Source organism: Shinella sumterensis (genome assembly GCF_004514425.2).
In the GTDB taxonomy this organism is placed as follows: domain Bacteria; phylum Pseudomonadota; class Alphaproteobacteria; order Rhizobiales; family Rhizobiaceae; genus Shinella; species Shinella sumterensis.
The window spans coordinates 161,516-185,860 of record NZ_MYFN02000010.1 but is presented as its reverse complement, the minus strand read 5'-3'; the positions used below and the strand labels follow the sequence as shown (position 1 = coordinate 185,860).

The window sequence follows — 24,345 nt, the reverse complement described above, 5'->3', positions numbered from 1 at the left end:
GTCAAGCGACGGTCGCCTTGTCGAGATAGTAGCCGATGCCGCGGGCCGTGCGCACCGTCAGGCCATGCGGTGCGAGCCGTTTCCTGAGCCGGCTAACATATTGCTCGATGGCATTGGCCGAGAGATCGTCGTCGAAGGCGGCAAGCGACTGCATGATCGCCTCCTTGGCGACCACCTTGCCGGCGCGCAGGAAGAGGATTTCGAGCAGCCCGAGCTCACGGGCGGGAATGTCGAGCGGCGCGCCATCGGCGGAAAAGGTGCGGGAATTGAGGTCGAACGCCACGCCGCCATAGGTGACGGCGGCGGACCGCAGCCCGGCCTGGCGGCGCAGCAGCATGCGCACGCGCGCCTCGAATTCCGAGATGTCGAAGGGCTTGATCATGTAGTCGTCGGCGCCGAGGTCGAGCCCGCGCACCCGCTCCTCCGGCGCGCCGCGGGCGGTGAGGATCATCACGGCCGCCTTGTTCTGGCGCGCGCGCATGGAGCGGAGAACGTCGAGCCCGTCCATTTCCGGCAGGGTCAGGTCGAGCACGACGAGATCGAAGTTTTCCGTCGCGATGGCCGCATCGGCGGATGCACCGTCGCGCACCACGTCCACGGCATGACCGGTGCCCTTGAGGATCGCGGACAGGCCGTCCGCCAGGGCTTCGTTGTCCTCGACCAGCAGAATACGCACGTTTTGTCCTCCCGCGGCCAACGTAGCGGGCGGCGGCGGACTTGTGAACGGCCTTGCGCTTTGGCAAGGTCTCGCGATGCGCCTTGTCCTCGCCTTCCTGATGCTGCTTGCCATGATGCCGCGCGCCTTCGCGGAGGGCACGCTGTTTCCGGCCCGGGACGGCAATGCGGATGCGCCGGTTCTCGTCGTCTATTCCTCGCTCGACGAGCCGCTCGCCCGGCCGATGATCGAGGGCTTCCAGGCGGCCAATCCGGATGTGGCGGTACGCTATGAGGAAATGCTGACCGGCGAGGTGCATGACCGCATCGTGCACGAGACCGATGCCGGCCGGAAGACCGCCGACTTCGCCTTCTCCTCGGCCATGGACCTGCAGGTAAAGCTGAGCAACGACGGCTATGCCCAGCGCAGCGACCTGCCAATGAGCGAATTCTGGCCGCAATGGGCCAACTGGCGCAACACGGCCTATGCCTTGACCTTCGAGCCGGCCGTCTTCGTCTACCACAAGCCGAGCTTCAAGGGCCGCAAGCCGCCCGCCTCGCGCGCCGAGTTCGTCGAATACCTGAAGAGCGAAGGCGAAGCGGTCTATGGCCGGATCGGCACCTACGATATCGAGCGCTCGGGCGTGGGCTTTCTCTTCATGGCACGCGACCAGGAACAGTTCGGCGATATCTGGACGGTGATCCGGGCGATGGGCGCGGCCGGCGTCAAGCTCTACTCCACCAGCTCGGCCATTCTCGAACGTGTGGCGGACGGGCGGTTCGTGCTCGGCTACAACATTCTGGGCTCCTATGCGGCGGACTGGGCCTCGCGCAATCCCAATGTCGGTATCGTGCTGCCGAAGGACTATACCGTCGTCATGTCGCGCATCGGCCTCGTGCCGCAGGCGGCGGCGTCTCCCGAACTCGGCCGGCGCTACCTTGCCTTCTTCATGTCGAAGGAGGGGCAGGAAATCCTGTCGCGCGAATTGCAGATCGCGGCCGTCAGCCCGGAGGTTTCCGGCTCCAACACCGCGCGCACCATGCGGGCCCTGCTCGGCGCGCAGCTCAAGCCCGTGCCGGTCAGTCCCGGCCTGATGGTCTATCTCGACCAGGTGAAGCGGGCGCGGCTCATTGCCCGTTGGAACGACGTTCTGCGCATGCAGTAGCGTGCCGAAAGACGGCGCGCCGCCATGTCAGGTAGATGTCAGCTTCCTGTGTTGGCTTAGGGGTCTTCTCGTCCGTGGAGGCGGAGGGAAGACCGGGAGGAGAATTCCGTCGCAACGCGCCCGTCAACGGGCGTCTGCCGTTCGTGGCTGCGCGTGTCCTCTCGCCAAGCAACGATATGCGCGAAATCCGCGCCTGACGGAGGACAGACCCTTGAAACATTTCTTCCTGGCATCCCTTATCGCCGGCGCCCTCGCGCTTCCGGCTGCGGCCGCCGATTACACGATCATCGCGCCGGCCGGCCCGGGCGGCGGCTGGGACCAGACGGCCCGCTCGATCCAGACCGTGCTGCAGGACGAGAAGATTTCCGGCAGCGTGCAGGTGGTGAACGTTCCGGGCGCCGGCGGCACGATCGGCCTTGCCCAGTTCGCCAGCCAGAACAATGGCAATCCGAACGCACTCATCGTCGGCGGTTACGTCATGGTCGGCGCCATCCTCACCAACCAGTCGCCGGTGACGCTCAAGGACGTGACGCCGATCGCCCGCCTGACCGGCGAATATGAGGCGATCGTCGTTCCCGCCGCCTCGCCGATCCAGAACCTGGAAGACCTCGTCAAGGCGCTGAAGGCCGATCCGGGCGCGGTGTCCTGGGCGGGCGGCTCGGCCGGCGGTACGGACCACATCACGGCAGGTCTGATCGCCAAGGCGGCCGGCGTCGATCCGACCAAGATCAACTATGTCGCCTATGCCGGCGGCGGCGAAGCGCTTGCCGCGATCCTTGGCAACCAGGTGACGGCAGGTATTTCCGGCTATGGCGAGTTCGAGGCCCAGGTGAAGGCCGGCACGCTGCGGCTGATCGCCATTTCCAGCGCCGAGCGCATCGAAGGCATCGACGGGCCGACCCTCAAGGAAGGCGGCCTCGACGTCGTCGTGGAAAACTGGCGCATGGTCGCCGCTGCTCCCGGCCTTTCGGACGAGCAGGTCGCGACCATCAACGGCGACATCGAGAAGATGGTGAAGTCCGCCGCCTGGAAGGACACGCTGAAGACCAAGGGCTGGCAGGATACCTATCTGGCCGGCGACGCCTTCAAGGAACAGCTCGACAAGGATGTGGCCGCGACCGAAAGCATCCTCAAGGACATCGGGCTCGTCAAATGAGCGAGGTCCCGTCCTCTCACGCAAAGCGCCGCCCCGACCGGGCGGCGCTGTTCATCGCGCCGGTCCTGTTCCTGCTTGCCTGCGTCATCTGGTGGGATGCCGGCCGGCTTGCGGAAGTGACCAACTATTCGCGCATCGGCCCCGCGACCGTGCCGCATGTCGTCGCCATCGGGCTGGCGCTGCTTGCCGTATGGACGGCCTTCGAGGCCTGGCGCGGCGATTTTCCCGAGCGCGAACCCGTCGAGGTGCAGCCGGTCGTGATGATCGTCGCGGGCCTCGCCGGACAGATGCTGCTTTTGAAGACCGCCGGCTTCTCCATCGCGACGGGCGTGCTCTTCGCGCTGACGGCGTTCGGTTTCGGCCGGCGCAAGCTCTGGATCTCCCTGCCGATCGGCATTGCGCTGAGCTTCGTCATCTATGTGATCTTCGGCCGCTTCCTGCAACTCTCGCTGCCCACCGGGCCGCTCGAGCACCTGTTCTTCTGAGGGCCTGGCGATGAATACATTCGAATTCCTCCTGCAAGGGCTCGTCATCGCCGCCCAGCCGATGAACCTGCTCTATGCGCTGATCGGCGTGACGCTCGGCACCGCCGTCGGCGTTCTGCCCGGCATCGGCCCGGCGCTGACGGTCGCCCTGCTTCTTCCCGTCACCTACAAGCTCGATCCGGCCGGTTCGCTCATCATGTTCGCCGGCATCTATTACGGCGGCATGTATGGGGGATCGACGACGTCGATCCTGCTCAACACGCCGGGGGAAAGCGCTTCCGTCGTCACGGCGCTCGAAGGCAACAAGATGGCACGGGCGGGGCGCGGCGGCCCGGCGCTGGCGACGGCAGCCATCGGCTCCTTCGTCGCAGGCCTCATCGCCACGCTCGGCCTTGCCTTCATCGCGCCCTTCGTCGTGAAGTTCGCGCTCTCCTTCGGGCCGCGCGAATATTTCGCGCTGATGGTGCTCGCCTTCGTGACGGTGTCGGCAGCGTTCGGCGATTCCACCCTGCGCGGGCTGACGGCGCTTTTCGTCGGGCTCGGCCTTGCCGTGATCGGCATCGACCAGCAGACCGGGCAGGCGCGCCTTTCCTTCGGCGTTCCCGACCTGCTCGACGGTATCGAGGTGACGACGCTGGCCGTGGCGATGTTCGCCATCGGCGAGACGCTCTTTGTCGCCTGTCAGGGCAACCGCATCCCCGAAAAGGTGGAGGCGGTGAAGGGCTCTGTCTGGATGAACGCGCAGGACTGGGCACGCTCCTGGAAGCCCTGGCTGCGCGGCACCGCCATCGGCTTTCCCATCGGCGCGATGCCGGCCGGCGGGGCGGATATTGCAAGCTTCCTGTCCTATTCCACGGAAAGGCAGTTCTCCAAGCACAAGGACGAGTTCGGCAAGGGGGCGATCGAGGGCGTGGCGGGGCCGGAAGCGGCCAACAACGCCTCGGCCGCCGGAACGCTGGTGCCGCTCCTGTCGCTCGGCCTGCCGACGACCGCGACGGCGGCCATCATGCTCGCCGGCTTCCAGCAATACGGCCTTCAGCCCGGCCCGCTGCTGTTTGCGACCAACCCGCAGCTGGTCTGGGGCCTGATCGCCAGCCTGCTCATCGCCAATTTCATGCTGCTGGTGCTGAACCTGCCGCTGATCGGCCTGTGGGTGAAGCTGCTGACCATTCCCAAGCCGTGGCTCTATGCCGGCATCCTGCTGTTTGCGACGCTCGGCACCATCGGCGCCAATCCATCGGTCTTCGAACTCGGCATGCTCCTGGTATTCGGCCTACTGGGCTTTGCCATGCGCATCTTCGGCTACCCGATCGCGCCCGTCGTCGTCGGCCTGATCCTGGGTCCGATGGCCGAGCAGCAGCTACGCCGCGCGCTGGCGATCAGCCAGGGCGATGTGACGGCGCTCTTCATGTCGCCGATTGCCGCCGTGCTGTTCGGGCTCGCCCTGCTTGCGGTGCTCGTGCCGCTCGTTCTGCGGGCGCGGGGCAAGGGGGAAGTTCTCTCGCAGTTTGCCGCCAACGAAGACTGAAGTCTTTCGTCCATCGTTGAAAACAATGCAGGCCGGGAACTGCGTTTCCGGCCTGCGTCCGTTGCATGGCTGGGCTGAGAAAGCGTCTGTTGTACTTTCGCGCGAAAGGCATCATCTATTGCACGTAAGCTAAAACAGAAAGCGAGCAATACAATGACTTCCCTCCGCAATTCCTTCGCCCAGGGCTTTTTCGGCCGGGCCTTCGCCGTGCTGAGCGCTGCCAACGCAGCTGCTGCGGCCGTGGAAGGGCACCGCCGCCCGAAGGAACGCGACCTGAAGACGCTGGGCATCAATCCCGTCGACTTCCCCCGCGTTTAACGCAGAACCAATTCCCGAATGAAAAGGCCCGCTGGTCGCAAGACCGGCGGGCCTTCTGTATTTGGCGTTGCTTTTCTCTCTACTTGGGAGAGGCCGGCCGTCGGAACGGCCGGCTGCCGTCGTCAGGCGTTCTCGCCGAGTTGGGTCGCCACGCGGTCGGAGGCGGGGGCGTCGGGATGGTGGCCCAAAGCCTGTTCGCGCCTGTTGTAGCGGATCGAGGACCAGAGCGAGATGCCGATCAGCGTCGCGCCGCCCAGGCCCGTGATGACCTCGGGAATGTGCACCAGCGTCTGGCAGTACATGACCACCGACAGGATCAGGATCGCGTAGAACGCGCCGTGCTCCAGGTAGCGGTATTCCGCAAGCGTGCCCTTCTCCACCAGCATGATGGTCATCGAGCGCACATACATGGCGCCGATGCCGAGACCGATGGCGATGATGAACAGGTTCTGCGTCAGCGCGAAGGCGCCGATGACACCGTCGAAGGAGAAGCTGGCATCCAGCACTTCCAGGTAGATGAACGCGCCCAGACCGCCCTTGGCGGCTTCCGACATCGCCTTCTGCGAAGCATCGAGCAGGCCGCCGATGACTTCCACCGCCAGGAAGGTCAGAAGACCGTAGATGGCGGAAAAGACGAAGGTGTTGGCATCCTCGCCATCGAGCAGCCGTGAGAACAGCACGATGAGCAGCAGCACGAAGGCGATCTCGATGCCCTTGACGGTCGCCGAGCGGGCCATGTGCTTCTCGATGAAGCCGATCCAGTGCACGTCCTTCTCATGGTTGAAGAAGTAGGTGAGGCCGACCATCATCAGGAAGGTGCCGCCGAATGCCGCGATGGGCAGGTGCGCGTCGTGCATGATGCGGGCATATTCCGCCGGCTCGCGGGCAGCAAGGATGAGCGCGTCGATCGGGCCGATACCGGCGGCGATGACGACGATCAGGAGCGGGAAGACGATGCGCATGCCGAAGACGGCGATGAGAATGCCCCAGGTCAGGAACCGGCGTTGCCAGACCGGCGTCATGTCCTTGAGCTTGTTGGCATTCACGATGGCATTGTCGAAGGAGAGCGAGATTTCGAGCACCGCCAGGACGGCGCAGATGAAGAAGACGGTCGCCATGCCGGCGAGCGTGCCTTCGGTCTGCCAGCCCAGCCACGCGCCGAGCGCGAGGCCGATGACGGTCGAGATCAGAGCCCATTTGAGATAGGAAAGTGTGGTCTTGCCTTCGCCGGTGCCGATCATGACAGCGCCTCCATCTTCATGGAGGTAGACGAAGTGACGTTGCGCATACCACGACGGGCATGCGGGTGAGGCATGGTGAAAATAGTCATGTGCGTATGAATCCGCCGGCTGATTGCTGGCGGTACCGACATCACGAGAGCGCCGTAAAAACTCTCGCCAGAGGGGCCCGGCACCAGGGTTCGCCGCGGCAAACGATGTCAAAGGGCCGCGGGTAAGGCTGTTTTCACCGAAGTTGCCCTCCGCGTCAAGATGCAGCGTGCCGCAGGCGACAAACGCGTTGCCGCGGCTTTCGTTCCCCGATTTTGCATCGGCACCCTGTACCAACGCCCCTGTCCATTCCTATATTCGCCGCACGCTGATTTGCCAGAAAGGAACTTCCATGACCGAAACGTCGATCGATCCCGCCCTCGTCGAGTGGACCGGCCTCAACGGCCTGCCGCGGTTCGATCTGGTCAAGGACGAGGCCTTCGCCGCAAGCTTCGATGCAGCACTTGCTGCCCATGAAGCGGAAATCGACGCGATCGCCAACAATCCCGACGTGCCGACCTTCGAGAACACGGTCGTGGCGCTGGAGATCGCCGGCGACGCGCTTTCGCGCGTTTCCGCGCTGTTCTGGAGTCGTGCGGGCGCCAACACCAATGACACGATCCAGGCCCTGGAACGCGAGATCGCGCCGAAGATGTCGCGCCACTATTCGAAGATCGGCACCAATGCCGCCCTCTTCAGGCGCATCGATGCGCTGTGGGAAGGGCGCGCCGGCCTCAATCTCTCGCTCGAGCAGCTGCGCGTGCTGGAACGGCACTGGAAAGGCTTCGTGAAATCGGGCGCCAAGCTGGAGAAGGCCGATCAGGACCGGCTTTCGGCGATCAACGAGACGTTGGCGGGGCTCGGCGCGAAATTCGGCCAGAACGTGCTTGCAGACGAAAAGAACTGGGTGCTGTTCCTCGACGAAGGCGAGGCGCTCGACGGCCTGCCGGATTCCCTGAAGGACGCGATGGCTGCTGCGGCCCGCGAACGCGGCGCGGAGGGGCGCTATGCCGTCACGTTGTCGCGCTCGATCATCGAGCCGTTCCTGACATTCTCTGCCCGCCGGGAGCTGCGCGAGCAGGCGTTCCGGGCCTGGGTGGCGCGCGGCGAGAATGCCGGCGACACGGACAATCGCGGCATCGTGAAGGAAACGCTGGCGCTTCGTTCCGAAAAGGCGGGGCTGCTCGGCTACGAAAACTTTGCCGCCCTGAAGCTCGACAACACCATGGCCAAGACGCCCGAGGCGGTAAACGGCCTGCTCATGCAGGTCTGGGAAAAGGCCGTGGCGCGGGCGCGCGAGGAGGAAGCGGAACTGGCCGACCTCATCGCGGAGGAGGGGCGCAACCACGAGGTCATGCCGTGGGACTGGCGTTATTACGCCGAAAAGCTGCGCGCCAAGAAATTCAACTTCTCCGAGGCCGAGCTGAAGCCCTATCTCCAGCTGGAGAAGATCATCGACGCCTGCTTCGACGTCGCAGAGCGCCTGTTCGGCATTCGCGCCGTCGAGAAGAAGGGCGTGCCGGTCTATCATCCCGATGTGCGCGTCTTCGAGATCCGCGACCGGGACGACAGGCTGGTCGCGATGTTCCTGGGCGACTATTTCGCCCGCTCCTCGAAGCGGTCGGGCGCCTGGATGAGCTCCTACCAGAGCCAGCACCGTCTGCCGCTGCCGAACGGTTCGGTCGGCGAGATCCCGATCATCTACAATGTCTGCAATTTCGCGAAACCTGCCGAGGGCAAGCCGGCGCTCCTGTCGCTCGACGATGCGCGCACGCTGTTCCACGAATTCGGCCATGCGTTGCACGGCATGCTGTCCGATGTCACCTATCCCTCGGTCTCCGGCACCGGCGTTTCGCGCGATTTCGTGGAACTGCCCTCGCAGCTTTACGAACACTGGCTGACGGTGCCGGAAATCCTGACGCGCTATGCCGTGCACTACCGGACGGGCGAGCCGATGCCGCAGGCGCTGCTCGACAAGGTTCTTGCCGCGCGCACCTTCAATTCCGGTTTCGCGACGGTGGAGTTCACCTCCTCGGCGCTGGTCGACATGGCGTTCCACACCCGTGGACCGGTAGAGGATCCGATGGCTGTTCAGGGCGAGGTCCTGCAGACGATCGGCCTGCCGAAATCCATCGTCATGCGCCATGCCACGCCGCACTTCCAGCACGTCTTCTCCGGCGACGGCTACTCGGCCGGCTACTATTCCTACATGTGGTCGGAGGTGCTGGATGCGGATGCCTTCTCCGCCTTCACCGAGACGGGCGATGCCTTCAACCCGCAGATGGCGGCACGGTTGAAGACCTACATCTATTCCGTCGGCGGTTCGGTGGACCCGGAAGACGCCTACAAGGCCTTCCGCGGCAAGCTGCCGAGCCCGGAGGCCATGCTGGAGAAGAAGGGGCTGGCCGCTTAGGGCGCGCTGTCGTTTGGGCGGGCGGCCCCCTCATCCGGCCCTATCGGGCCACCTTCTCCGCGAGGGGAGAAGGGAAAGGAGGCGTCGCGGTTGAACCACCTTCTCCCCAGCGGGGAGAAGGTGCCGGCAGGCGGATGAGGGGGCTGCGAGATCGCTGCCGTCATCATCCCGTTACCGAACTTTCGGCGAACCGTCATCGTGCCGTTACCGGACTGACATGCCGAGGACCGAAGGTCTGCCCGTCGATTCGCGGGTATGGCCGGAGGTGGCATGGCGATTGTTCCGGAAACGCTGACGCGGCGGTCGTTTCTTCTGACCGCCGGCGCCGGTGCGCTTGCAACCTCCTCGGCGCTCGCCGTCCCCTTCTACGCGCGCCGGCATGGCAGCCCGTCCTTCTCGCATGGCGTACAGTCCGGCGACGTGGACTGCGCATCGGGCGTCGTGTGGACGCGCACGGATCGCCCGGCCGAGGTCTTGCTGGAGTATTCGACGACCGAGAGCTTCACCAATGCGGCGCGCATGCCGCTGCTCAAGGCGACCGGTGCGTCCGACCATACGGTGAAGGCGCTGTTGCAGGGCCTGTTGCCGGATCAGGATATCTTCTACCGTTTCACGGCGAGCGACCCCACGTCCAGCCATCTCGTCTCGGAGCCGGTCGTCGGGCGCTTCCGCACCGCGCCGATGCGCAACCGCTCGGTGCGCTTCGTCTGGTCGGGCGATACGGCGGGGCAGGGCTGGGGCATCGACGATGTGGGCATGAAGACCTATTCGACCATGCTGCGCCACGAGCCGGACTTCTTCATCCATTCCGGCGACACGATCTATGCCGACGGACCGATGCCCGACGAGATCACGCTGCGGGACGGCGGCGTGTGGAAGAACCGCATCGTCACCGACGAGAAGCGCGATGTGGCGCGCACGCTGGACGAATTCCGCGGCCAGTGGAAATACAATCTGCTCGACGATCACCTGCTCGCCTTCAACGCGCAGTGCCCGACTTTCTTCCAGTGGGACGATCATGAGGTGCTGAACAACTGGTCGGCCTCCAGCGACCTGACCGGCGACCGGCGCTACCCGGACAAGGACATCCACGTCTACGAGGCGCGCGCCAGGCAGGCGTTCCAGGAAATGACGACGATCCGCTACTGCGCGGACGAGCCCGGCCGCATCTTCCGCAAGGTCGCCTACGGACCGCTGCTCGACGTGTTCTTCGTCGACCTGCGCTCCTATCGCAGCGCCAACCGCTCCGCGACCGACCACGATCTCTTCGGTCCCCGGCAGGCGGCCTGGCTGCGCCGGGAGCTGGCGGCGTCGCGCGCGACGTGGAAGGTCATCGCCTGCGACATGCCGCTCGGCCTCGTCATCTGGGACGACTATACCAACAGCCTGGGATTCGAGGGCGTGGCGGACGGGCTGAACGGCCCGCCGGCGGGCCGCGAGCGTGACATCGCCGATCTTCTCGCCTTCATGCGGGACAATGCGATCCACAATGTCGTGTGGTTGACGGCGGACGTGCATTATACCGCCGCCCACCACTACGATCCGTCACGCGCGGTCTTCAAGGACTTCCTGCCGTTCTGGGAGTTCGTGTCGGGGCCGCTGCATTCCGGTACCTACGGACCGAAGCCGCTCGACCGGACCTTCGGACCGGAGGTGCGGTTCATCAAGTCCTCGAAAGGCGGGATCGACAGCAACCTTCCGCCGTCGGCGGGCCTCCAGTTCTTCGGCCTCGTCGACATTCACGGCGCAAGCCGCGAGATGACGGTGCGCCTCATGGACAGGGAAGATCAGGAGCTCTGGCGCATCACGCTGCCGCCCGTGCTCTCCTCCTGAGGGCGCGCGAATGCCGGAAATGCAACGGAGTTGCCGACCGCCCCTTTCGCAATTGCGGAAAAACATGTAAGAGCCCGGCCATTGAAGATGGTGCCCTCGTTTTGCGCGCGCCCCTTAACCTCAGAGATTAAACCATGTCCATCCGCAATATCGCGATCATCGCGCACGTCGACCATGGCAAGACCACGCTCGTTGACGAACTTCTGAAGCAGTCCGGCTCGTTCCGTGAAAACCAGCGCGTCGCCGAACGCGTGATGGACTCGAACGATCTCGAAAAGGAACGCGGCATCACCATTCTCGCCAAGGCCACCTCGGTCGAGTGGAAGGGTGTTCGCATCAATATCGTCGACACGCCCGGCCACGCCGACTTCGGCGGCGAAGTCGAGCGCATCCTCTCGATGGTGGACGGCGCGATCGTTCTCGTCGACTCGTCGGAAGGCCCGATGCCGCAGACCAAGTTCGTGGTCGGCAAGGCGCTCAAGGTCGGCCTCAAGCCGATCGTCGCCATCAACAAGATCGACCGTCCGGACGGCCGTCACGAGGAAGTGCTGAACGAGGTCTTCGACCTTTTCGCCAATCTCGACGCCACCGATGAGCAGCTCGACTTCCCGATCCTCTACGGTTCGGGCCGTAACGGCTGGATGAACGTCAACCCCGAGGGACCGCAGGACGAAGGCATGGCGCCGCTGCTCGACCTCGTGCTCAAGCACGTGCCGGAGCCGACGGTTGCCGAAGGCCCGTTCCGCATGATCGGTACGATCCTCGAGGCCAACCCTTTCCTCGGTCGCATCATCACCGGCCGCGTCCATTCCGGCTCGATCAAGCCGAACCAGGCCGTCAAGGTTCTCGGCCAGGACGGCAAGCTCATCGAAACCGGCCGTATCTCCAAAATCCTCGCCTTCCGCGGCATCGAACGCACGGCCATCGACGAAGCCCATGCAGGCGACATCGTCGCGATTGCCGGTCTCTCCAAGGGCACGGTCGCCGACACGTTCTGTGACCCATCGGTCTCCGAAGCGCTGACTGCGCAGCCGATCGACCCGCCGACCGTCACCATGTCCTTCATCGTCAACGACAGCCCGCTTGCCGGCACCGAAGGCGACAAGGTGACGAGCCGCGTCATCCGCGACCGTCTGTTCAAGGAAGCCGAAGGCAACGTCGCGCTCAAGATCGAAGAAGCCGAAGGCAAGGACTCTTTCTACGTTTCCGGTCGCGGTGAACTTCAGCTCGCGGTTCTCATCGAAACCATGCGCCGCGAAGGTTTCGAACTGGCCGTATCGCGCCCGCGCGTCGTGATGCAAAAAGACGAGAACGGCACGACTATCGAGCCGATCGAAGAAGTCGTCATCGACGTTGACGAGGAGCATTCGGGTATCGTCGTGCAGAAGATGTCCGAGCGCAAGGCCGAGATGACCGAGCTTCGTCCGTCGGGCGGTAATCGCGTTCGCCTGAAGTTCCTGGCACCGACCCGCGGCCTGATCGGCTACCAGTCGGAACTGCTCACGGACACGCGCGGCACGGCCGTCATGAACCGCCTTTTCCACGACTACCAGCCCTACAAGGGCGCCATCGGTGGCCGCGTCAATGGCGTGCTGCTGTCGAACGGTTCGGGCGAAGCCGTCGCTTATGCCATGTTCAACCTCGAAGACCGCGGCCCGATGATCATCGAGCCGGGCGAAAAGGTCTATGCGGGCATGATCATCGGCATCCACACCCGTGATAATGACCTCGAGGTCAACGTGCTGAAGGGCAAGCAGCTCACCAACATCCGCGCTGCCGGCAAGGATGAAGCCGTGAAGCTGACCCCGCCGATCCGCATGACGCTCGACCGCGCGCTGTCGTGGATCCAGGACGACGAGCTGATGGAAGTGACGCCGAAGTCCATCCGTCTGCGCAAGATGTTCCTCGATGCCAACGACCGCAAGCGATTCGACAAGCAGCGTGCCGCCGGCGCCGCCTGATCGCTCTTTCCCGTATCGGAACACATTGGACCCCGGCCTTCGTGCCGGGGTTTTTCATGTGTGTGCCGTCTTTTTACGGCTTGTGACGCTTGTTAAAAATGCGTTAACTTTTCCATGCGCCGTCCGGAACTCGGCTGTGGGCAATGCATGCCTTCAGGTCCTGCGGGATTCCGGTGGAGTCGGTGCAGGAATATGAGTGGTGTTATGAAGACACTGTCGATCGACGTGCGGCGCGCCGAGCCGCAGGACGCACGCGCGATATCCGAAACGCACCGGATCTCGTGGCTGCAAGCCTATGCCGGCCTCATCCCGCACAAGCCGCTGATCCAGATGGTCGACCGCCGCGGCGAGACGTGGTGGCGCAAGGCGACCCGCGGCCCGGCCACGCTGCTCGTGCTGGATGTCGCCGGAACGGTCGCGGGCTATGCCACGCTCGGCCTGAACCGCGCCCGTGCGCTCCCCCAGGAAGGGGAAATCTACGAAATCTACCTGCGGCCGGAATATCAGGGCATCGGCCTTGGCCGGCAGCTTTTCGGCGAGGCGAAACTGTTGCTGAAGTCGCTGGGCTGCAAGGGCCTCATCGTCTGGTGCCTGGAGGACAGCGAGCACGCCTATCGCTTTTTCCGCTCCTCCGGCGGTCGCGATATCGCCGAGGGCATGGAGAACTTCGGCGAGAAGGACCTCAAGAAGGTCGGCTTTGTCTGGCCCTAGGCGGTCCTATTGCACCGCGTCGGGCAGATAGCGCATCGGCTGTTCTGAGAACTTCCCCTGTTTGCCGCGCCATTGCGGCTGCGACGTTCCGCAAATGAAACCGGCGGCCTTTTCGTCCGCGATGTCGCGGGCCAGCGCGTTGGCGTCCTTGTTTTCGAGCGCATCGACATAGCCCACGACGCAGCTTGTCGGGTTCTTTGCCGTCGCAATCGTGGAGACGACGAGGATCTGGCCGTAGCGGGTATCGGCGCTGTCGGTCTGCTCCGGGTCCGCGACGAACCAGCGCGCGACGGCGGCGATCGGCGTGCCGTCGGCACCCAGCCGCCACTCGATCTTGGCACCCGTATGGTTGAACGGCCCGAAGGTCTCGAAGGCCTGGTCGAGATAGGGCTTTCCGATCGGCCCGTAGGCCTGGCTCTGGCGCAGGTCCCCCTCCTTGAAATAGACGGAGAGGTCCTTGTAGCCGGCGCATTGCAGCGTGACGCTCGGCCCTTCATCCTCCTGCGCAATCGTCTTGCAGGCATCGAGATTGCGGTCCGTATAGGTGCTTTCGTTGGCGCTCGCGACAGCGGTCTGGCCGAAGACGAAAGCGGCGGAAAGAAGAAGGGACGTCAGGCGCATGGGGATCCTCCGGTCATGGGGGAAGACGGGGCTTGGACCCGGTCTATTCGGCTTGGGCGAAAGTCATGTTGCGCCGCAGCGGGATTCGCATTAGGAAGCCCGCAAATCATTGCTTTTCCAATCGAGGGAGCCCCCATGCGTATCGATGCGATTTCCGTTGGCAAGAATCCGCCTGATGACGTGAACGTGATTGTCGAGGTGCCGGTCGGCGGTCATCCGATCAAGTACGAAATGGACAAGGACGCCGGCGCGCTTGTCGTCGACCGCTTCCTTTATACGCCGATGACCTATCCGGGCAATTACGGCTTCGTGCCGCACACGCTGTCCGAAGACGGCGACCCGATCGACGTTCTCATCTGCAACACGCGTCCGCTCATCCCCGGCTGCGTCATCAACGTGCGCCCGATCGGCGTCATGGTCATGGAAGACGATGGCGGCCAGGACGAGAAGATCATCGCCGTTCCGGTGCCGAAGCTGACGCGCCGCTACGACAAGGTCGAGAACTATACCGACCTGCCGGAAATCACGCTGAAGCAGATCGAGCACTTCTTCGAGCACTACAAGGATCTGGAGCCCGGCAAGTGGGTGAAGATCGGCGGCTGGCAGGACGTGACCGTGGCCAAGAAGCTGATCCTCGAAGCCGTCGAGCGCTACAACGCGCAGAAGTAAGCTCAGCGCCGCACGGCGGCGTCCAGCCTCAAGACGATATCCTCCGGGTCGCCCTCGATCCGGAGGATTTTCTTTCTCTGGGTATCGCCGCTCACCAGGCTGACGGCGGATTTCGCCACGCCCGCGGCCTTGGCGACAAGAGCGATCAAAGCCTTGTTGGCCCTGCCCTTGTCGGGCGGGTCGCTGACCCGGGCCTTGAGGTAGCCTTCGCCGTCGGCGCCGGTTTCCCAGCCGTCGACCGCATCGCGCCCGCCGTTCGGCGTCAGCCGCACCGACAGGCGCACATGGTCGTCACGGCGCCGGATCGCGGCGCCCGGCGCGGTCGTCACGGGGTCAGGAGAGGAGAGCCGGGGCCAGGACCGTGCGGATCACCTGCTCCAGGAAGAACAGGATGACGAGCACGACGAGCGGCGACAGGTCCACGCCGCCGAAATTGGGCAGCACGCGGCGGATGGGCCGGTAGATCGGTTCGGTCAGCTGGTAGAGCGAGCGGCCGATGGTGGCGATGACCTGATTGTTCGTGTTGATCACGTTGAACGCATAGAGCCAGGAGAAGATCGCCGAGGCGATCACCAGGAACCAGGCGATATTGATGATGAACAATAGGGTGTTGATGACCGCTATCATTGATGTCTCCAAATGGTTTTCGTGCTGACATGTAGCCATTGCGGGCGCAGCCAGCAAGGCCGGCGCCGGACGCCGCGGCAACATGTTTAACGCGGACGCTCAATCCTCGTGGAAGACCCTTTCCAGGAAGGCGGTCATCCAGAGCCGCAGGGCGGCGTCGTGCAGCAGGCGGCCATGGAGATGGAGGCTGCCCACCTGCGCGCCCGGCAGCTCGAAACGATGCGCGCCGTGCACGACCCAGCGGTGCATCATGGCCAGCGTCAGCTCGCCGTGGAACTGGATGCCCCAGGCATTGTCGGCGTAACGGAAGGCCTGGTTCTCGTAGTGATGGCCCGTGGCAAGCAGGGTGGCGCCGGACGGCAGATCGAAGCCCTCGCGGTGAAACTGGTAGACCATGTCGGGCCAGGGCATCAGGGCGGTGCCGGCCTGCGTGGCATTCAGCGGATACCAGCCGATTTCCGTCCAGCCCTCGCTATGGCCGAAAACCCTGCCGCCGAGCTGGCGCACGAGCATCTGCGCGCCAAGGCAGATGCCGAGGAAGGGACGGTTCTCGCGCAGCGGAACGGCGAGCCAGTCGACCTCGTCACGGATATAGGGCTCGTCGTCGTTGGCGCTCATCGGCCCGCCGAAGACGACGGCGCCGGCATGATGGGCAAGCGTTGCCGGCAGCGGATCGCCGAGCACCGGGCGGCGGATATCCAGCGCGTGGCCCATGCTTTCCAGGATCTGCCCGACACGGCCGGGGCTCGATCTCTCCTGGTGCAGCACCACGAGAACCGGGCGCTTGCGCGGTGGGAAATTGGACAGATCAGGCATGGTTCAGGTTTCGCCGGTCTCCTCGTGCGCCGCTTGTGCGCCGGCGCGCTGGGCCGCTTCCTGCCGCTTCATGATGCGTTCGCGGCCGGAGACACCGAGCAGGTCGGCGATGCGCCAGATGGCGTGATCCTCCATCTCGCTGCGCTCGCCATCCGCATAGACGATTTCCCAGAGCAGGCCGATCAGCCCGATGCGCTGTTCTTCCGAAAGCTGGCGCTTCAATTCCGAGGTGAAGTGGAAGAAATCGATGGCCTCGCTTTCGGCGTCGGCGCCGGCGGCGACAAGCGCATCCAGTTCCTTTTCATCGATGTCGTAATAGTCCTTGAAGCGGGCGCGCAGTGCGGCCTTCTCGACATCCAGCACCTTGCCGTCGGCCTCCATCACCTGGATGCAGAGCGCCATGACCGCCACGCGCGGGTCATCGACGGCAAAGGCCCGTCTGTCGTCTCCGCCGGAAAGGCTCGCCAGAAAGTGCTGCAGGCGTTCGAACATCTGCTATCAGCCCCATTGTCGCAAGGCCCTGTCCGCTTCTTGCGGCAGGCGCCCATCTGTTGTCATGTCCGTCGCCCGCCCCCCGACCCGGCAGACTTCGCCTTCTAGAACAGCCTGAACCCGCTCGTGCCGTCACGCTTGAGCGGACCTTCCTTGACGCCCGGATCATCCGGCAGGCCATAGAAGGGACGTTCTTCCTGCTCGACCGGTGCCGGCTTAGCCTTTTCAGGGGCGGTCTCCGTTCTGGTGCTCTTCACCGTGACAGGCTCGACCGCCGTTTCAGCGACAACGACGGGTTTCTCGGGCTCGGCCTTGGCGACGGTCACGACGTTCTCGACGACCGCGACGGGTTTCGTCTCGATTGCGAGCGGAGGAAGGGTGCGGATCGCCTCCTCGACGGAGTTGGCGGCGCCGTCTTCGACGGGCGCCTGCAATTCGCTGACCGGCGTCTTCCATTCGAAGGCATCCAGGCGGCCCGTGACGGGCGAAACGGCGCGCCATTCCGGCGATGTGATGCCATCGGCAGTCCAGGCCGGATCGCGCGGCGCCTTCAGCGCCTGGTTCATCCAGTGGCGGATACGGCCCTGATCGCCGGTCTCTGCATCCTCGATATCGGCCAGGAGAAGGAAGACGCTTTCGCGCGGCGAAAGCCGTGCGGAGGCTTCGGCCTTGGCGCGGGCAAGCGGGAAGTTGCGCGTTTCCAGCGCGGCCTCGGCCACGACATAGAGCGCCTCGGCGTTGTTGGGGCGCAGCGCCTCCAGCTTTTCCGCGCGCTTGAGGCGATCGGTGGCCGAATCGCCGCTGCGGGCGCGGACATAGAGCTTGGCCACGTCGGCATGCGCCGTCGCCTTCCAGAGCTTTTCGAGGATGCCGGCCGCCTTGCGCAGGTTATCTTCGCGCAGATAGGCCTTGGCCTCGATCAGGCAGGCGGGAACGAAGGTCTCGTCCAGCTTCAGCGCCTGGTGGGCATCCTCGCGCGCACCCTTCGGGTCGGCGTCGAGCTTGTCGGCGGCGCGGGCGGTGAGCAGCACGGCCTTGCGGCGGGCGAAGGTCTTCTTGTCCTCCGGCGAGCCGGAGCGGCCATCGCCGAGCAGTTTCAGCGCCTCGTCCCAATCGCCTGCTTCCGAGCGATATTCCAGCGCGGCTTCCGTCGCCCAGGGAAGCTGGGGCGCCTTTTCGGCAGCACGCTCGGCATATTGCCGCGCCGCCTCGTTGGCGCCGAGCCGCCGGGCTTCGAGATAGAGGCCGCGCAGGCCGAGTTCGCGCGTTTCCGGGTCATCGGCCATGAGTTCGAACTTCTTGCGCGCGTCGTCGTAGCGGCCCTCGATCATCGCGGCCTGCGCTTCGAGCAGGTGGATGAGCGGTTCCTGGTCGGCGCTGAGCAGGCCCCTGGTGCGCGACAGCATCTTGCGGGCACCGGCGGCATCACCGGCGCCGGCGGCGATCAGGCCGGTCGACAGCGCCTGATAGCCGCGGTCGCGCTTGCGGGCGCGGAAATAGCGCTGGATGGAGTGCGGCGAGGTCCAGACGACCCGCACCAGCCACCAGCAGAACATCACGGCCGCGATCAATGAGACGACGAGCGTCGCCGCCACCATCAGGCTCATATCGGCGCGCTGGCCCTGCCAGATGATGGAAAGTTCGCCCGGACGATCGGCGAGCCAGGCAAAGCCGGCAGCAAGCGCGAGGACGAAGAGAGCGAAAACGAGTATGCGGATCATGAAGCTTCTCCCGTCAGCCCTGTTTCGCCGTTGCGTTGAGCGCGCCGGACACGACGTTGCCGATCAGCTCCTCCACCGCGACGCGCTCGTCGAGCTTGCGCTTGTAATCCGCGCCGGCAGCCTGGCCTTTTTCGGGCAGGGTCTGCCATTCGATCTGCGCGCCCTTGAAATCGCCGTTCTGCAGCTTGTTCTCGATGCGGGCGACGACGGCCTCGGGGCTGTCGCCCTCGATGCTGCCGACCGGGCGAACGCGGATGGCCGAAGCGGCGCTCGCCATCAGGCGGCTCATGATGCCCTGCTCGCCGTCCGGCTGGTGCACCGCGTCGAGAATGGCGTCGGCCGTCTTCTGGAAATCGGCGGCGAGGTCGGCGCGCGACGCGACGCCCACGGCCGCATGGGCGCGCAGGCCCGCGATGGACGGATCGTCCGGTGCGACGCTGGCAAAGGCTTCCAGCTCCGCGAGATACGGGCCGCCGCGATCGATGGCGGTCTTGAGCGCACTCGCGGCCACGGCCTTGGCCATTTCGATATCGCTGCGCGGCGCGTCGAGCTTCTGTTCGGCGGCGGCGATGCGTTCGGTCAGCTGGCTTTCAGTAGTGCCCACCGCCTCGCTGGTACGGGCGATCTGGTCACGCAGGCCGGCAAGCTCGCTGTTCAGCCGCGTCACGTCGCCTTCGAGCTTCGTCACGCTTTCCGGGTTCGCGCCGGATGCGCCACCACCGTCAGCGGTGGATTTTTCCAGGGCCGCAAGGCGGGTTTCGAGCGGCTGGAGATCGACCGGGGCAGCCGACGGGGCTTCCGCCAACCGGGCCTTCAGCGCCTCGACCTCGTTCGCCAGGCTCGAAAGGGCGGCATCGTCACCGGCGCGTTCGGGGCCGGGGGCGGGCAGATAGCCGCCATATTGCAGGCTGCCGGCGCCGACGAGCGCGATAAGGCCGCCGAGAATGCCGGCCGCCAGCGTGCCGGCATTGCCGCGCTGCGAAGGCGGCGGCGTCTCTGCGCGCACGGGCTCCTCATAGGTGGGGCGGGCAGGCTCGACCGGTTCGTCCTTCAGGTCTTCCTGCTCGGGGGTCGTCTCGGAGGCCGTTTCTGCTGCCGGCGTCGTCTCTTCCGCCACAGGTTCTTCAGCAGCCTGCCGCGTCTCCTCGCCGCTGGCCGGGACGGCTTCGAGATCGATCGTCACGGGTTCGTCGCCGCTCTTCTTGCGACGGGACGGGTTTTCCGGTTCCATGGCGACCTCCTTGCATTCATGTGCACTGCACTAAAGGTAGACAGGGATGGCGGGGAGGGAAAGACCCCGCCGGCAAATTCATCCGCCGCGGCCCTGCCGTCAGAGCAGCGCGAGCAGGCTCGCCTCATCGGGCGCCGTGGCGATTTCGGCCTGTGCGGCAAAGCGTTCCGGCACGATCGCCGCGACATTCGGGCTCATGCAGAGAAGACGCAGCGCCGCAAACCGATCCGGCATTTCCAGGAGGGGCGCGAGGCCGAAGAAGGCACGCGCACTTTCCGGCGAATAAAGAAGCACGGCATCGGGCACCGGTTCCAGCAGTGCAGATGCGACGGCGGTCGGGGGGTAGGTGAGCGCCATCATGCGGTAGCTTTCGATCGTCCGGAACGGGATGCTTGCCGCCCGAAGCCTGTTCTCGAAGCCGGATGCACGCGGCTTGCCGGCGAGATAGAGGATCGGGCTCTCCGGCGCACCGGAAACGCGAACATGCGCGATGACGCTTTCGGCCAGTGCCGCGCCGTCGCCGCCGGCCGCGTGGACGTCATGGAAACCGACCGCCTTCATCGCGTCTGCGGAGGCCTGTCCCACGGCGAAGACGCGTGTCGAAAGATGCGGGGCGAGGTCGGTCCCGATCGTCGAAAACAGCCGTGCGATTTCCGCGCTGGTCACGGCGATGGCCGCGTGCGGCGTTGCGAGCGCTTCCCTGACGGCCTCGATATCGTGTTCGGCTTTCGAGAGCGGCAGCAGCACCGCGTCATGGCCTCGCGCCGAGAGTGTTCGGGCAGTGCGGGCCGCGGCCGGCTCGGGGCGAAGCACGAGCACGCGCACGGCTCAGGCCCAGCTGTCGAAGAAACCGGCTCCCGCCTTCGCGCGGATCGCCTCGCCGGCATCGGCGCCGAGGCTTGCGGCATCGCTGGCCGGGCCGCTCGTCTCGATTTCGTGGAACTGGCTGCCGTCCGGCGTCAGGATCATGCCGCGAAACCGGATGTGGTCGCCCTCGACGCTCGCGTAACCGGCGATGGGCGTGCGACAGGAGCCGTCGAGCGTGGCGAGAAATGCGCGCTCGCAGGCGACGGCGGCGTGGGTCGTGCGGTCGTCGATGGCGCAAAGCAGGCCGCTGATGCGATCGTCGCCAATGCGGCTTTCGATGCAGATCGCGCCCTGCGCCGGCGCCGGCGGGAAGGAAACGGGGTCGAGCAGTTCGGTCGGCACATCCGTCTTGCCGAGGCGCTTCAACCCGGCATAGGCGAGCAGCGTGGCATCGGCCTCGCCGGCGGCGAGCTTGCCGAGACGGGTATCGACCTGGCCACGGAAGACGATGACGTTGAGGTCCGGCCGCAGGCGCCGGATGAGCGCCTGCCGGCGTAGCGAGGCCGAGCCGACCGTTGCGCCCTGCGGCAGGTCGAGCAGGCGCTTTGCGGTGCGGCCGATGAAGGCGTCGCGGATATCCTCGCGCGGCAGGAAGGCGGAGAGATGCAGCCCTTCCGGCAGTTTCGTCGGCATGTCCTTGGAGGAATGCACGGCGAAATCGAGCTCGCCGGAGGCCAGCTGTGCCTCGATCTCCTCGGTGAACAGGCCCTTGCCGCCGATCAGCGCCAGCGAACGGTCGGTGATGCGGTCGCCCTTCGTGGAGAGCACGACGATCTCGAACATGTCTTCGGCCAGGCCATGGGCCGCCATCAGGCGCGAACGGGTCTCGTGGGCCTGGGCGAGCGCCAGCGGGCTGCCGCGCGTGCCGATCCGGAAAGGTTTTGTTTGCATCCGCCTTGATCCATTGTTACCGGGATGTCTCGTAAACGGGTTTACCGCCCATCGCAATCAATCCCAAGTGCTTCATGTCGTCCCAACTGACCATTCTCGGCATCGAAACGAGCTGCGACGAGACCGCCGCGGCCGTCGTCACACGCGCGGCGGACGGGCATGGCGAGATCCTGGGCGAGGTGGTGCTGAGCCAGCTCGAGGAGCACAGCGCCTATGGCGGCGTGGTGCCGGAGATCGCGGCGCGCGCCCATGTCGAGGCGCTGGACAGCCTGATTTCCGAAGCGCTGCTGCGGTCCGGGCGCACGCTCGCGGATGTCGATGCCATTGCCGCGACCAGCGGTCCGGGGCTGATCGGCGGCCTGATCGTCGGGCTGATGACGGGCAAGGCCATTGCGCGGGCGACCGGCAAGCCGCTCTACGCCGTCAACCATCTCGAGGGACATGCGCTGACGGCCCGGCTGACCGATGGCATCGCCTTTCCCTATCTGATGCTGCTGGTGTCCGGCGGCCATACCCAGCTCGTTCTGGTGCGCGACGTCGATGATTACGAGCGCTGGGGCACGACCATCGACGACGCGCTCGGCGAGGCCTTCGACAAGACGGCCAAGCTGCTCGGCCTGCCCTATCCCGGCGGCCCGGCCGTCGAGCGCATGGCGAAGCGCGGCAATGCCGAACGCTTCACCTTTCCGCGCCCGCTCGTCGGCGAAGCGCGGCTCGATTTCTCCTTTTCGGGGCTTAAGACGGCCGTGCGGCAAGCCGCGCAATCGATCGAGCCCGTCACCGAGCAGGATATCGCTGACATCTGCGCCTCCTTCCAGCGCGCCGTGTCGCGCACGCTGAAGGATCGCATCGGCCGCGGGCTGGAGCGGTTCCGCGCGCTCTATCCCGATGTCGCGACACCGGCGCTGGTGGTGGCCGGCGGCGTTGCGGCGAATGCCGAGCTGCGCGCGACGCTTCAGGCGCTGTGCGACAAGAACCGGTTCCGGTTCATCGCGCCGCCGCTGGCGCTCTGCACAGACAATGCGGCGATGATCGCCTGGGCGGGGTTGGAGCGCATGGCCGTGGGGCTTTCGGCGGATGACCTCTCCGTCGCGCCGCGCTCGCGCTGGCCGCTCGACAAGGCGGCCGCGACGCTTCTGGGATCCGGCAAACGGGGAGCCAAGGCATGAGCATCTCGGGCAGGATCGCCGTGCTCGGCGCAGGCGCCTTCGGGACCGCGCTCGCAAGCGTTGCGGCGGCAAGCGGCGGGGACGTCGTTCTCATCGGCCGCTCTGCCGACATTGTCGAGACGATGCGGCTTTCACGCCGTCACGAGAAGGCGCTGCCGGGCATCGACCTGCCGCATGCGCTGACCTACAGCGCGGATATCGAGGCGGTGCGAGGGGCGGGCATCGTGCTTTTCGCCATGCCATCGCAGGCGCAACGTGAAGCCGCGCGCACGCTCGCGCCGCTGCTCGCGCCCGGCACGGCCGTCGTTGTCTGCGCCAAGGGCATGGAAAAGGACACGGGCCGCCTCCTGACGGACGTGCTGGAAGAGGAGCTTCCGGGCCGCGAGATCGCGGTGCTGTCCGGTCCGGGCTTCGCGGCCGATATCGCCAAGGGCCTGCCGACGGCCATGGTGATCGCCGCGCGCACGATCGAGATCGGCGCGGTGCTGGCAAAGGCGCTTTCCGGGCCGACCTTCCGGCTCTATCCGTCGACGGACCGGATCGGCGTGCAGCTCGGCGGGGCGCTCAAGAACGTGCTGGCGATCGCCTGCGGGATCATCGAGGGCGCGCAGCTTGGCGATTCGGCCCGGGCGGCGCTGATTTCGCGCGGGCTTGCGGAGCTGTCGCGCTTCGTCGAAGGCCACGGCGGCGAGGGTGTGACCGTCATGGGCCTGTCCGGGCTCGGCGATCTCGTGCTGACCGGCACCAGCCACCAGTCGCGCAACCTGCGCTTCGGCATCGCGCTCGGGCGCGAGGGCAACGCGGCCGGCTGGTCGGGCGACCTCGTCGAGGGGGCATTCGCCGCCTCCGTCGCCTCCGGCGTCGCTGCCAAAAAGGGCATCGACATGCCGATCACCGATGCGGTGGCGCGCATCATCGACGGCACGCTCGACGTGAAGACGGCCATCGGGCAGCTGATGACGCGCCCCATCACCCAGGAATGACAGAACGGCCAGAAGCCAGAGAAGGATCGTCCATGCTTTTCGCATTCGTCTGCCAGGACAAGCCCGGCGCGCTGCAGGTGCGCCTCGACACCCGTCCCGAACACGTCGCCTATCTGAACGCGCTCAACACGGAAGGCACGCTTGCCTTTGCCGGGCCCTTCCTCGGCGAGGACGGCAAGCCGACAGGCAGCCTCGTCGTGGTCAAGGCCGAGACGATCGAGGCCGCGCGCGAAATCGCCGCCAACGATCCCTATGCCAAGGCCGGCCTGTTCGCGTCCGTCGAGGTGAAGGCCTGGAACTGGGTCTTCAACAACCCGGAGGCCTGAGTCGATGGCGTACTGGCTCTACAAATCCGAACCCTTCAAGTTCTCCTGGGACAAGCTGAAGTCGAAGGGTGAGGCCGGCGAGGAATGGGACGGCGTGCGCAACTATCTGGCGCGCAACAACATGCGGGCCATGAAGATCGGCGACAAGGGCTTCTTCTACCACTCCAACGAGGGGCTGGAGGTCGTCGGCATCACCGAGGTCTGCGCCCTGTCGCACCCCGATTCGACCGCGGGCGACGATCCGCGCTGGGACTGCGTCGATATCCGCGCGGTGTGCGACATGCCGAAGCCCGTCTCGCTCAAGGACGTGAAGGCCAACCCGAAGCTTGCCAAGATGGCGCTCGTCACCTCCATGCGCCTTTCGGTGCAGCCGGTCACGGAGGAGGAGTGGATCGAGGTCTGCCGCATGGGCGGTCTCGACAACCCGCCGCGCTGACCT

The 24,345-nt window shown here is 65.5% G+C and carries 25 protein-coding genes; 14 read left to right on the top strand and 11 right to left on the bottom strand.

The window, feature by feature from the left end; translation table 11 throughout:
- Position 1: 1 nt before the first annotated feature.
- Positions 2 to 676 (bottom strand): response regulator, encoded by a 675-nt coding sequence (locus tag B5M41_RS18560; RefSeq protein WP_134649296.1) that lies wholly within the window; start codon positions 674 to 676, stop codon positions 2 to 4.
- Positions 677 to 776: 100 nt separating this feature from the next.
- Here B5M41_RS18560 and B5M41_RS18555 point away from each other — a divergent pair, with 100 nt between their 5' ends.
- From B5M41_RS18555 to B5M41_RS18535, 5 genes are all read left to right on the top strand, one after another.
- Positions 777 to 1,820 (top strand): ABC transporter substrate-binding protein, encoded by a 1,044-nt coding sequence (locus B5M41_RS18555; RefSeq protein WP_413713181.1) that lies wholly within the window; start codon positions 777 to 779, stop codon positions 1,818 to 1,820.
- 211 nt (positions 1,821 to 2,031) lie between these two features.
- Positions 2,032 to 2,976, top strand: coding sequence for a Bug family tripartite tricarboxylate transporter substrate binding protein (locus B5M41_RS18550; RefSeq protein WP_134649298.1), 945 nt, complete (start codon positions 2,032 to 2,034; stop codon positions 2,974 to 2,976).
- Positions 2,973 to 3,461 carry a tripartite tricarboxylate transporter TctB family protein gene (locus B5M41_RS18545; RefSeq protein WP_134649299.1) on the top strand — a complete coding sequence of 163 codons (489 nt, stop codon included), beginning with the start codon at positions 2,973 to 2,975 and terminating at the stop codon, positions 3,459 to 3,461. Before B5M41_RS18550 ends, B5M41_RS18545 begins: the two co-directional genes overlap by 4 nt.
- Before the next feature lie 10 nt (positions 3,462 to 3,471).
- On the top strand, positions 3,472 to 4,989 hold the full coding sequence (locus B5M41_RS18540) for a tripartite tricarboxylate transporter permease (RefSeq protein ID WP_134649300.1): 1,518 nt from the start codon (positions 3,472 to 3,474) through the stop codon (positions 4,987 to 4,989).
- Positions 4,990 to 5,142: 153 nt separating this feature from the next.
- On the top strand, positions 5,143 to 5,307 hold the full coding sequence (locus B5M41_RS18535) for a hypothetical protein (protein ID WP_167719080.1): 165 nt from the start codon (positions 5,143 to 5,145) through the stop codon (positions 5,305 to 5,307).
- A 122-nt stretch (positions 5,308 to 5,429) separates the two neighbouring features.
- Here B5M41_RS18535 and B5M41_RS18530 read toward each other — a convergent pair whose 3' ends face one another.
- A complete protein-coding gene (locus tag B5M41_RS18530) occupies positions 5,430 to 6,548 on the bottom strand; it encodes a DUF475 domain-containing protein (protein ID WP_134649301.1) in 1,119 nt (372 codons plus the stop codon).
- Between the two features lie 379 nt (positions 6,549 to 6,927).
- Between B5M41_RS18530 and B5M41_RS18525 the strand changes: the two genes are divergently transcribed.
- The 4 genes from B5M41_RS18525 to B5M41_RS18510 all read left to right on the top strand — a co-directional run bounded on the left by B5M41_RS18525 (position 6,928) and on the right by B5M41_RS18510 (position 13,493).
- Positions 6,928 to 8,988, top strand: coding sequence for a M3 family metallopeptidase (locus tag B5M41_RS18525; RefSeq protein WP_134649302.1), 2,061 nt, complete (start codon positions 6,928 to 6,930; stop codon positions 8,986 to 8,988).
- Positions 8,989 to 9,258: 270 nt separating this feature from the next.
- Positions 9,259 to 10,821 carry an alkaline phosphatase D family protein gene (locus B5M41_RS18520; RefSeq protein ID WP_134649303.1) on the top strand — a complete coding sequence of 521 codons (1,563 nt, stop codon included), beginning with the start codon at positions 9,259 to 9,261 and terminating at the stop codon, positions 10,819 to 10,821.
- Positions 10,822 to 10,955: 134 nt separating this feature from the next.
- On the top strand, positions 10,956 to 12,782 hold the full coding sequence (gene typA / locus B5M41_RS18515; RefSeq protein ID WP_134649304.1) for a translational GTPase TypA: 1,827 nt from the start codon (positions 10,956 to 10,958) through the stop codon (positions 12,780 to 12,782).
- A 204-nt stretch (positions 12,783 to 12,986) separates the two neighbouring features.
- Positions 12,987 to 13,493, top strand: coding sequence for a GNAT family N-acetyltransferase (locus B5M41_RS18510; protein WP_134649305.1), 507 nt, complete (start codon positions 12,987 to 12,989; stop codon positions 13,491 to 13,493).
- A 6-nt stretch (positions 13,494 to 13,499) separates the two neighbouring features.
- Here the strand turns inward: B5M41_RS18510 and B5M41_RS18505 are convergent, their stop codons facing one another.
- Positions 13,500 to 14,114, bottom strand: coding sequence for a hypothetical protein (locus B5M41_RS18505; RefSeq protein ID WP_134649306.1), 615 nt, complete (start codon positions 14,112 to 14,114; stop codon positions 13,500 to 13,502).
- Positions 14,115 to 14,249: 135 nt separating this feature from the next.
- On the opposite strand from B5M41_RS18505, the gene ppa reads away from it, so the two are divergent.
- Positions 14,250 to 14,783 carry an inorganic diphosphatase gene (gene ppa, locus B5M41_RS18500; RefSeq protein WP_134649307.1) on the top strand — a complete coding sequence of 178 codons (534 nt, stop codon included), beginning with the start codon at positions 14,250 to 14,252 and terminating at the stop codon, positions 14,781 to 14,783.
- A 2-nt stretch (positions 14,784 to 14,785) separates the two neighbouring features.
- On the opposite strand, the gene B5M41_RS18495 is transcribed toward ppa, so the two are convergent.
- The 8 genes from B5M41_RS18495 to hemC form a co-directional block, all read right to left on the bottom strand.
- Positions 14,786 to 15,112 carry a DUF167 domain-containing protein gene (locus tag B5M41_RS18495; RefSeq protein ID WP_230640219.1) on the bottom strand — a complete coding sequence of 109 codons (327 nt, stop codon included), beginning with the start codon at positions 15,110 to 15,112 and terminating at the stop codon, positions 14,786 to 14,788.
- A 4-nt stretch (positions 15,113 to 15,116) separates the two neighbouring features.
- Positions 15,117 to 15,410, bottom strand: coding sequence for a YggT family protein (locus tag B5M41_RS18490; protein WP_134649308.1), 294 nt, complete (start codon positions 15,408 to 15,410; stop codon positions 15,117 to 15,119).
- A 99-nt stretch (positions 15,411 to 15,509) separates the two neighbouring features.
- Positions 15,510 to 16,226 carry a glutamine amidotransferase gene (locus tag B5M41_RS18485; RefSeq protein ID WP_134649309.1) on the bottom strand — a complete coding sequence of 239 codons (717 nt, stop codon included), beginning with the start codon at positions 16,224 to 16,226 and terminating at the stop codon, positions 15,510 to 15,512.
- 3 nt (positions 16,227 to 16,229) lie between these two features.
- On the bottom strand, positions 16,230 to 16,718 hold the full coding sequence (locus B5M41_RS18480; RefSeq protein ID WP_134649310.1) for a tellurite resistance TerB family protein: 489 nt from the start codon (positions 16,716 to 16,718) through the stop codon (positions 16,230 to 16,232).
- A 104-nt stretch (positions 16,719 to 16,822) separates the two neighbouring features.
- Positions 16,823 to 18,439 carry a heme biosynthesis protein HemY gene (locus tag B5M41_RS18475; RefSeq protein WP_134649311.1) on the bottom strand — a complete coding sequence of 539 codons (1,617 nt, stop codon included), beginning with the start codon at positions 18,437 to 18,439 and terminating at the stop codon, positions 16,823 to 16,825.
- A 13-nt stretch (positions 18,440 to 18,452) separates the two neighbouring features.
- Positions 18,453 to 19,670: a COG4223 family protein gene (locus tag B5M41_RS18470; RefSeq protein WP_134649312.1), complete on the bottom strand. Its 1,218-nt coding sequence runs from the start codon at positions 19,668 to 19,670 to the stop codon at positions 18,453 to 18,455.
- A 99-nt stretch (positions 19,671 to 19,769) separates the two neighbouring features.
- On the bottom strand, positions 19,770 to 20,489 hold the full coding sequence (locus tag B5M41_RS18465; protein WP_167719083.1) for a uroporphyrinogen-III synthase: 720 nt from the start codon (positions 20,487 to 20,489) through the stop codon (positions 19,770 to 19,772).
- Between the two features lie 9 nt (positions 20,490 to 20,498).
- Complete coding sequence (hemC, locus tag B5M41_RS18460) at positions 20,499 to 21,428, bottom strand: hydroxymethylbilane synthase (protein ID WP_134649314.1); 930 nt, start codon at positions 21,426 to 21,428, stop codon at positions 20,499 to 20,501.
- Positions 21,429 to 21,502: 74 nt separating this feature from the next.
- On the opposite strand from hemC, the gene tsaD reads away from it, so the two are divergent.
- The 4 genes from tsaD to B5M41_RS18440 are packed head-to-tail and all read left to right on the top strand — an operon-like array spanning position 21,503 to position 24,342.
- Positions 21,503 to 22,597 carry a tRNA (adenosine(37)-N6)-threonylcarbamoyltransferase complex transferase subunit TsaD gene (tsaD, locus tag B5M41_RS18455; RefSeq protein ID WP_134649315.1) on the top strand — a complete coding sequence of 365 codons (1,095 nt, stop codon included), beginning with the start codon at positions 21,503 to 21,505 and terminating at the stop codon, positions 22,595 to 22,597.
- Between the two features lie 2 nt (positions 22,598 to 22,599).
- Complete coding sequence (locus tag B5M41_RS18450) at positions 22,600 to 23,580, top strand: NAD(P)H-dependent glycerol-3-phosphate dehydrogenase (protein ID WP_209020871.1); 981 nt, start codon at positions 22,600 to 22,602, stop codon at positions 23,578 to 23,580.
- A gap of 32 nt (positions 23,581 to 23,612) precedes the next feature.
- Positions 23,613 to 23,906 (top strand): YciI-like protein, encoded by a 294-nt coding sequence (locus tag B5M41_RS18445; protein WP_134649317.1) that lies wholly within the window; start codon positions 23,613 to 23,615, stop codon positions 23,904 to 23,906.
- 4 nt (positions 23,907 to 23,910) lie between these two features.
- Entirely contained in the window at positions 23,911 to 24,342 is a 432-nt protein-coding gene (locus B5M41_RS18440) for an EVE domain-containing protein (protein WP_134649318.1), read from the top strand.
- Positions 24,343 to 24,345: the final 3 nt, after the last annotated feature.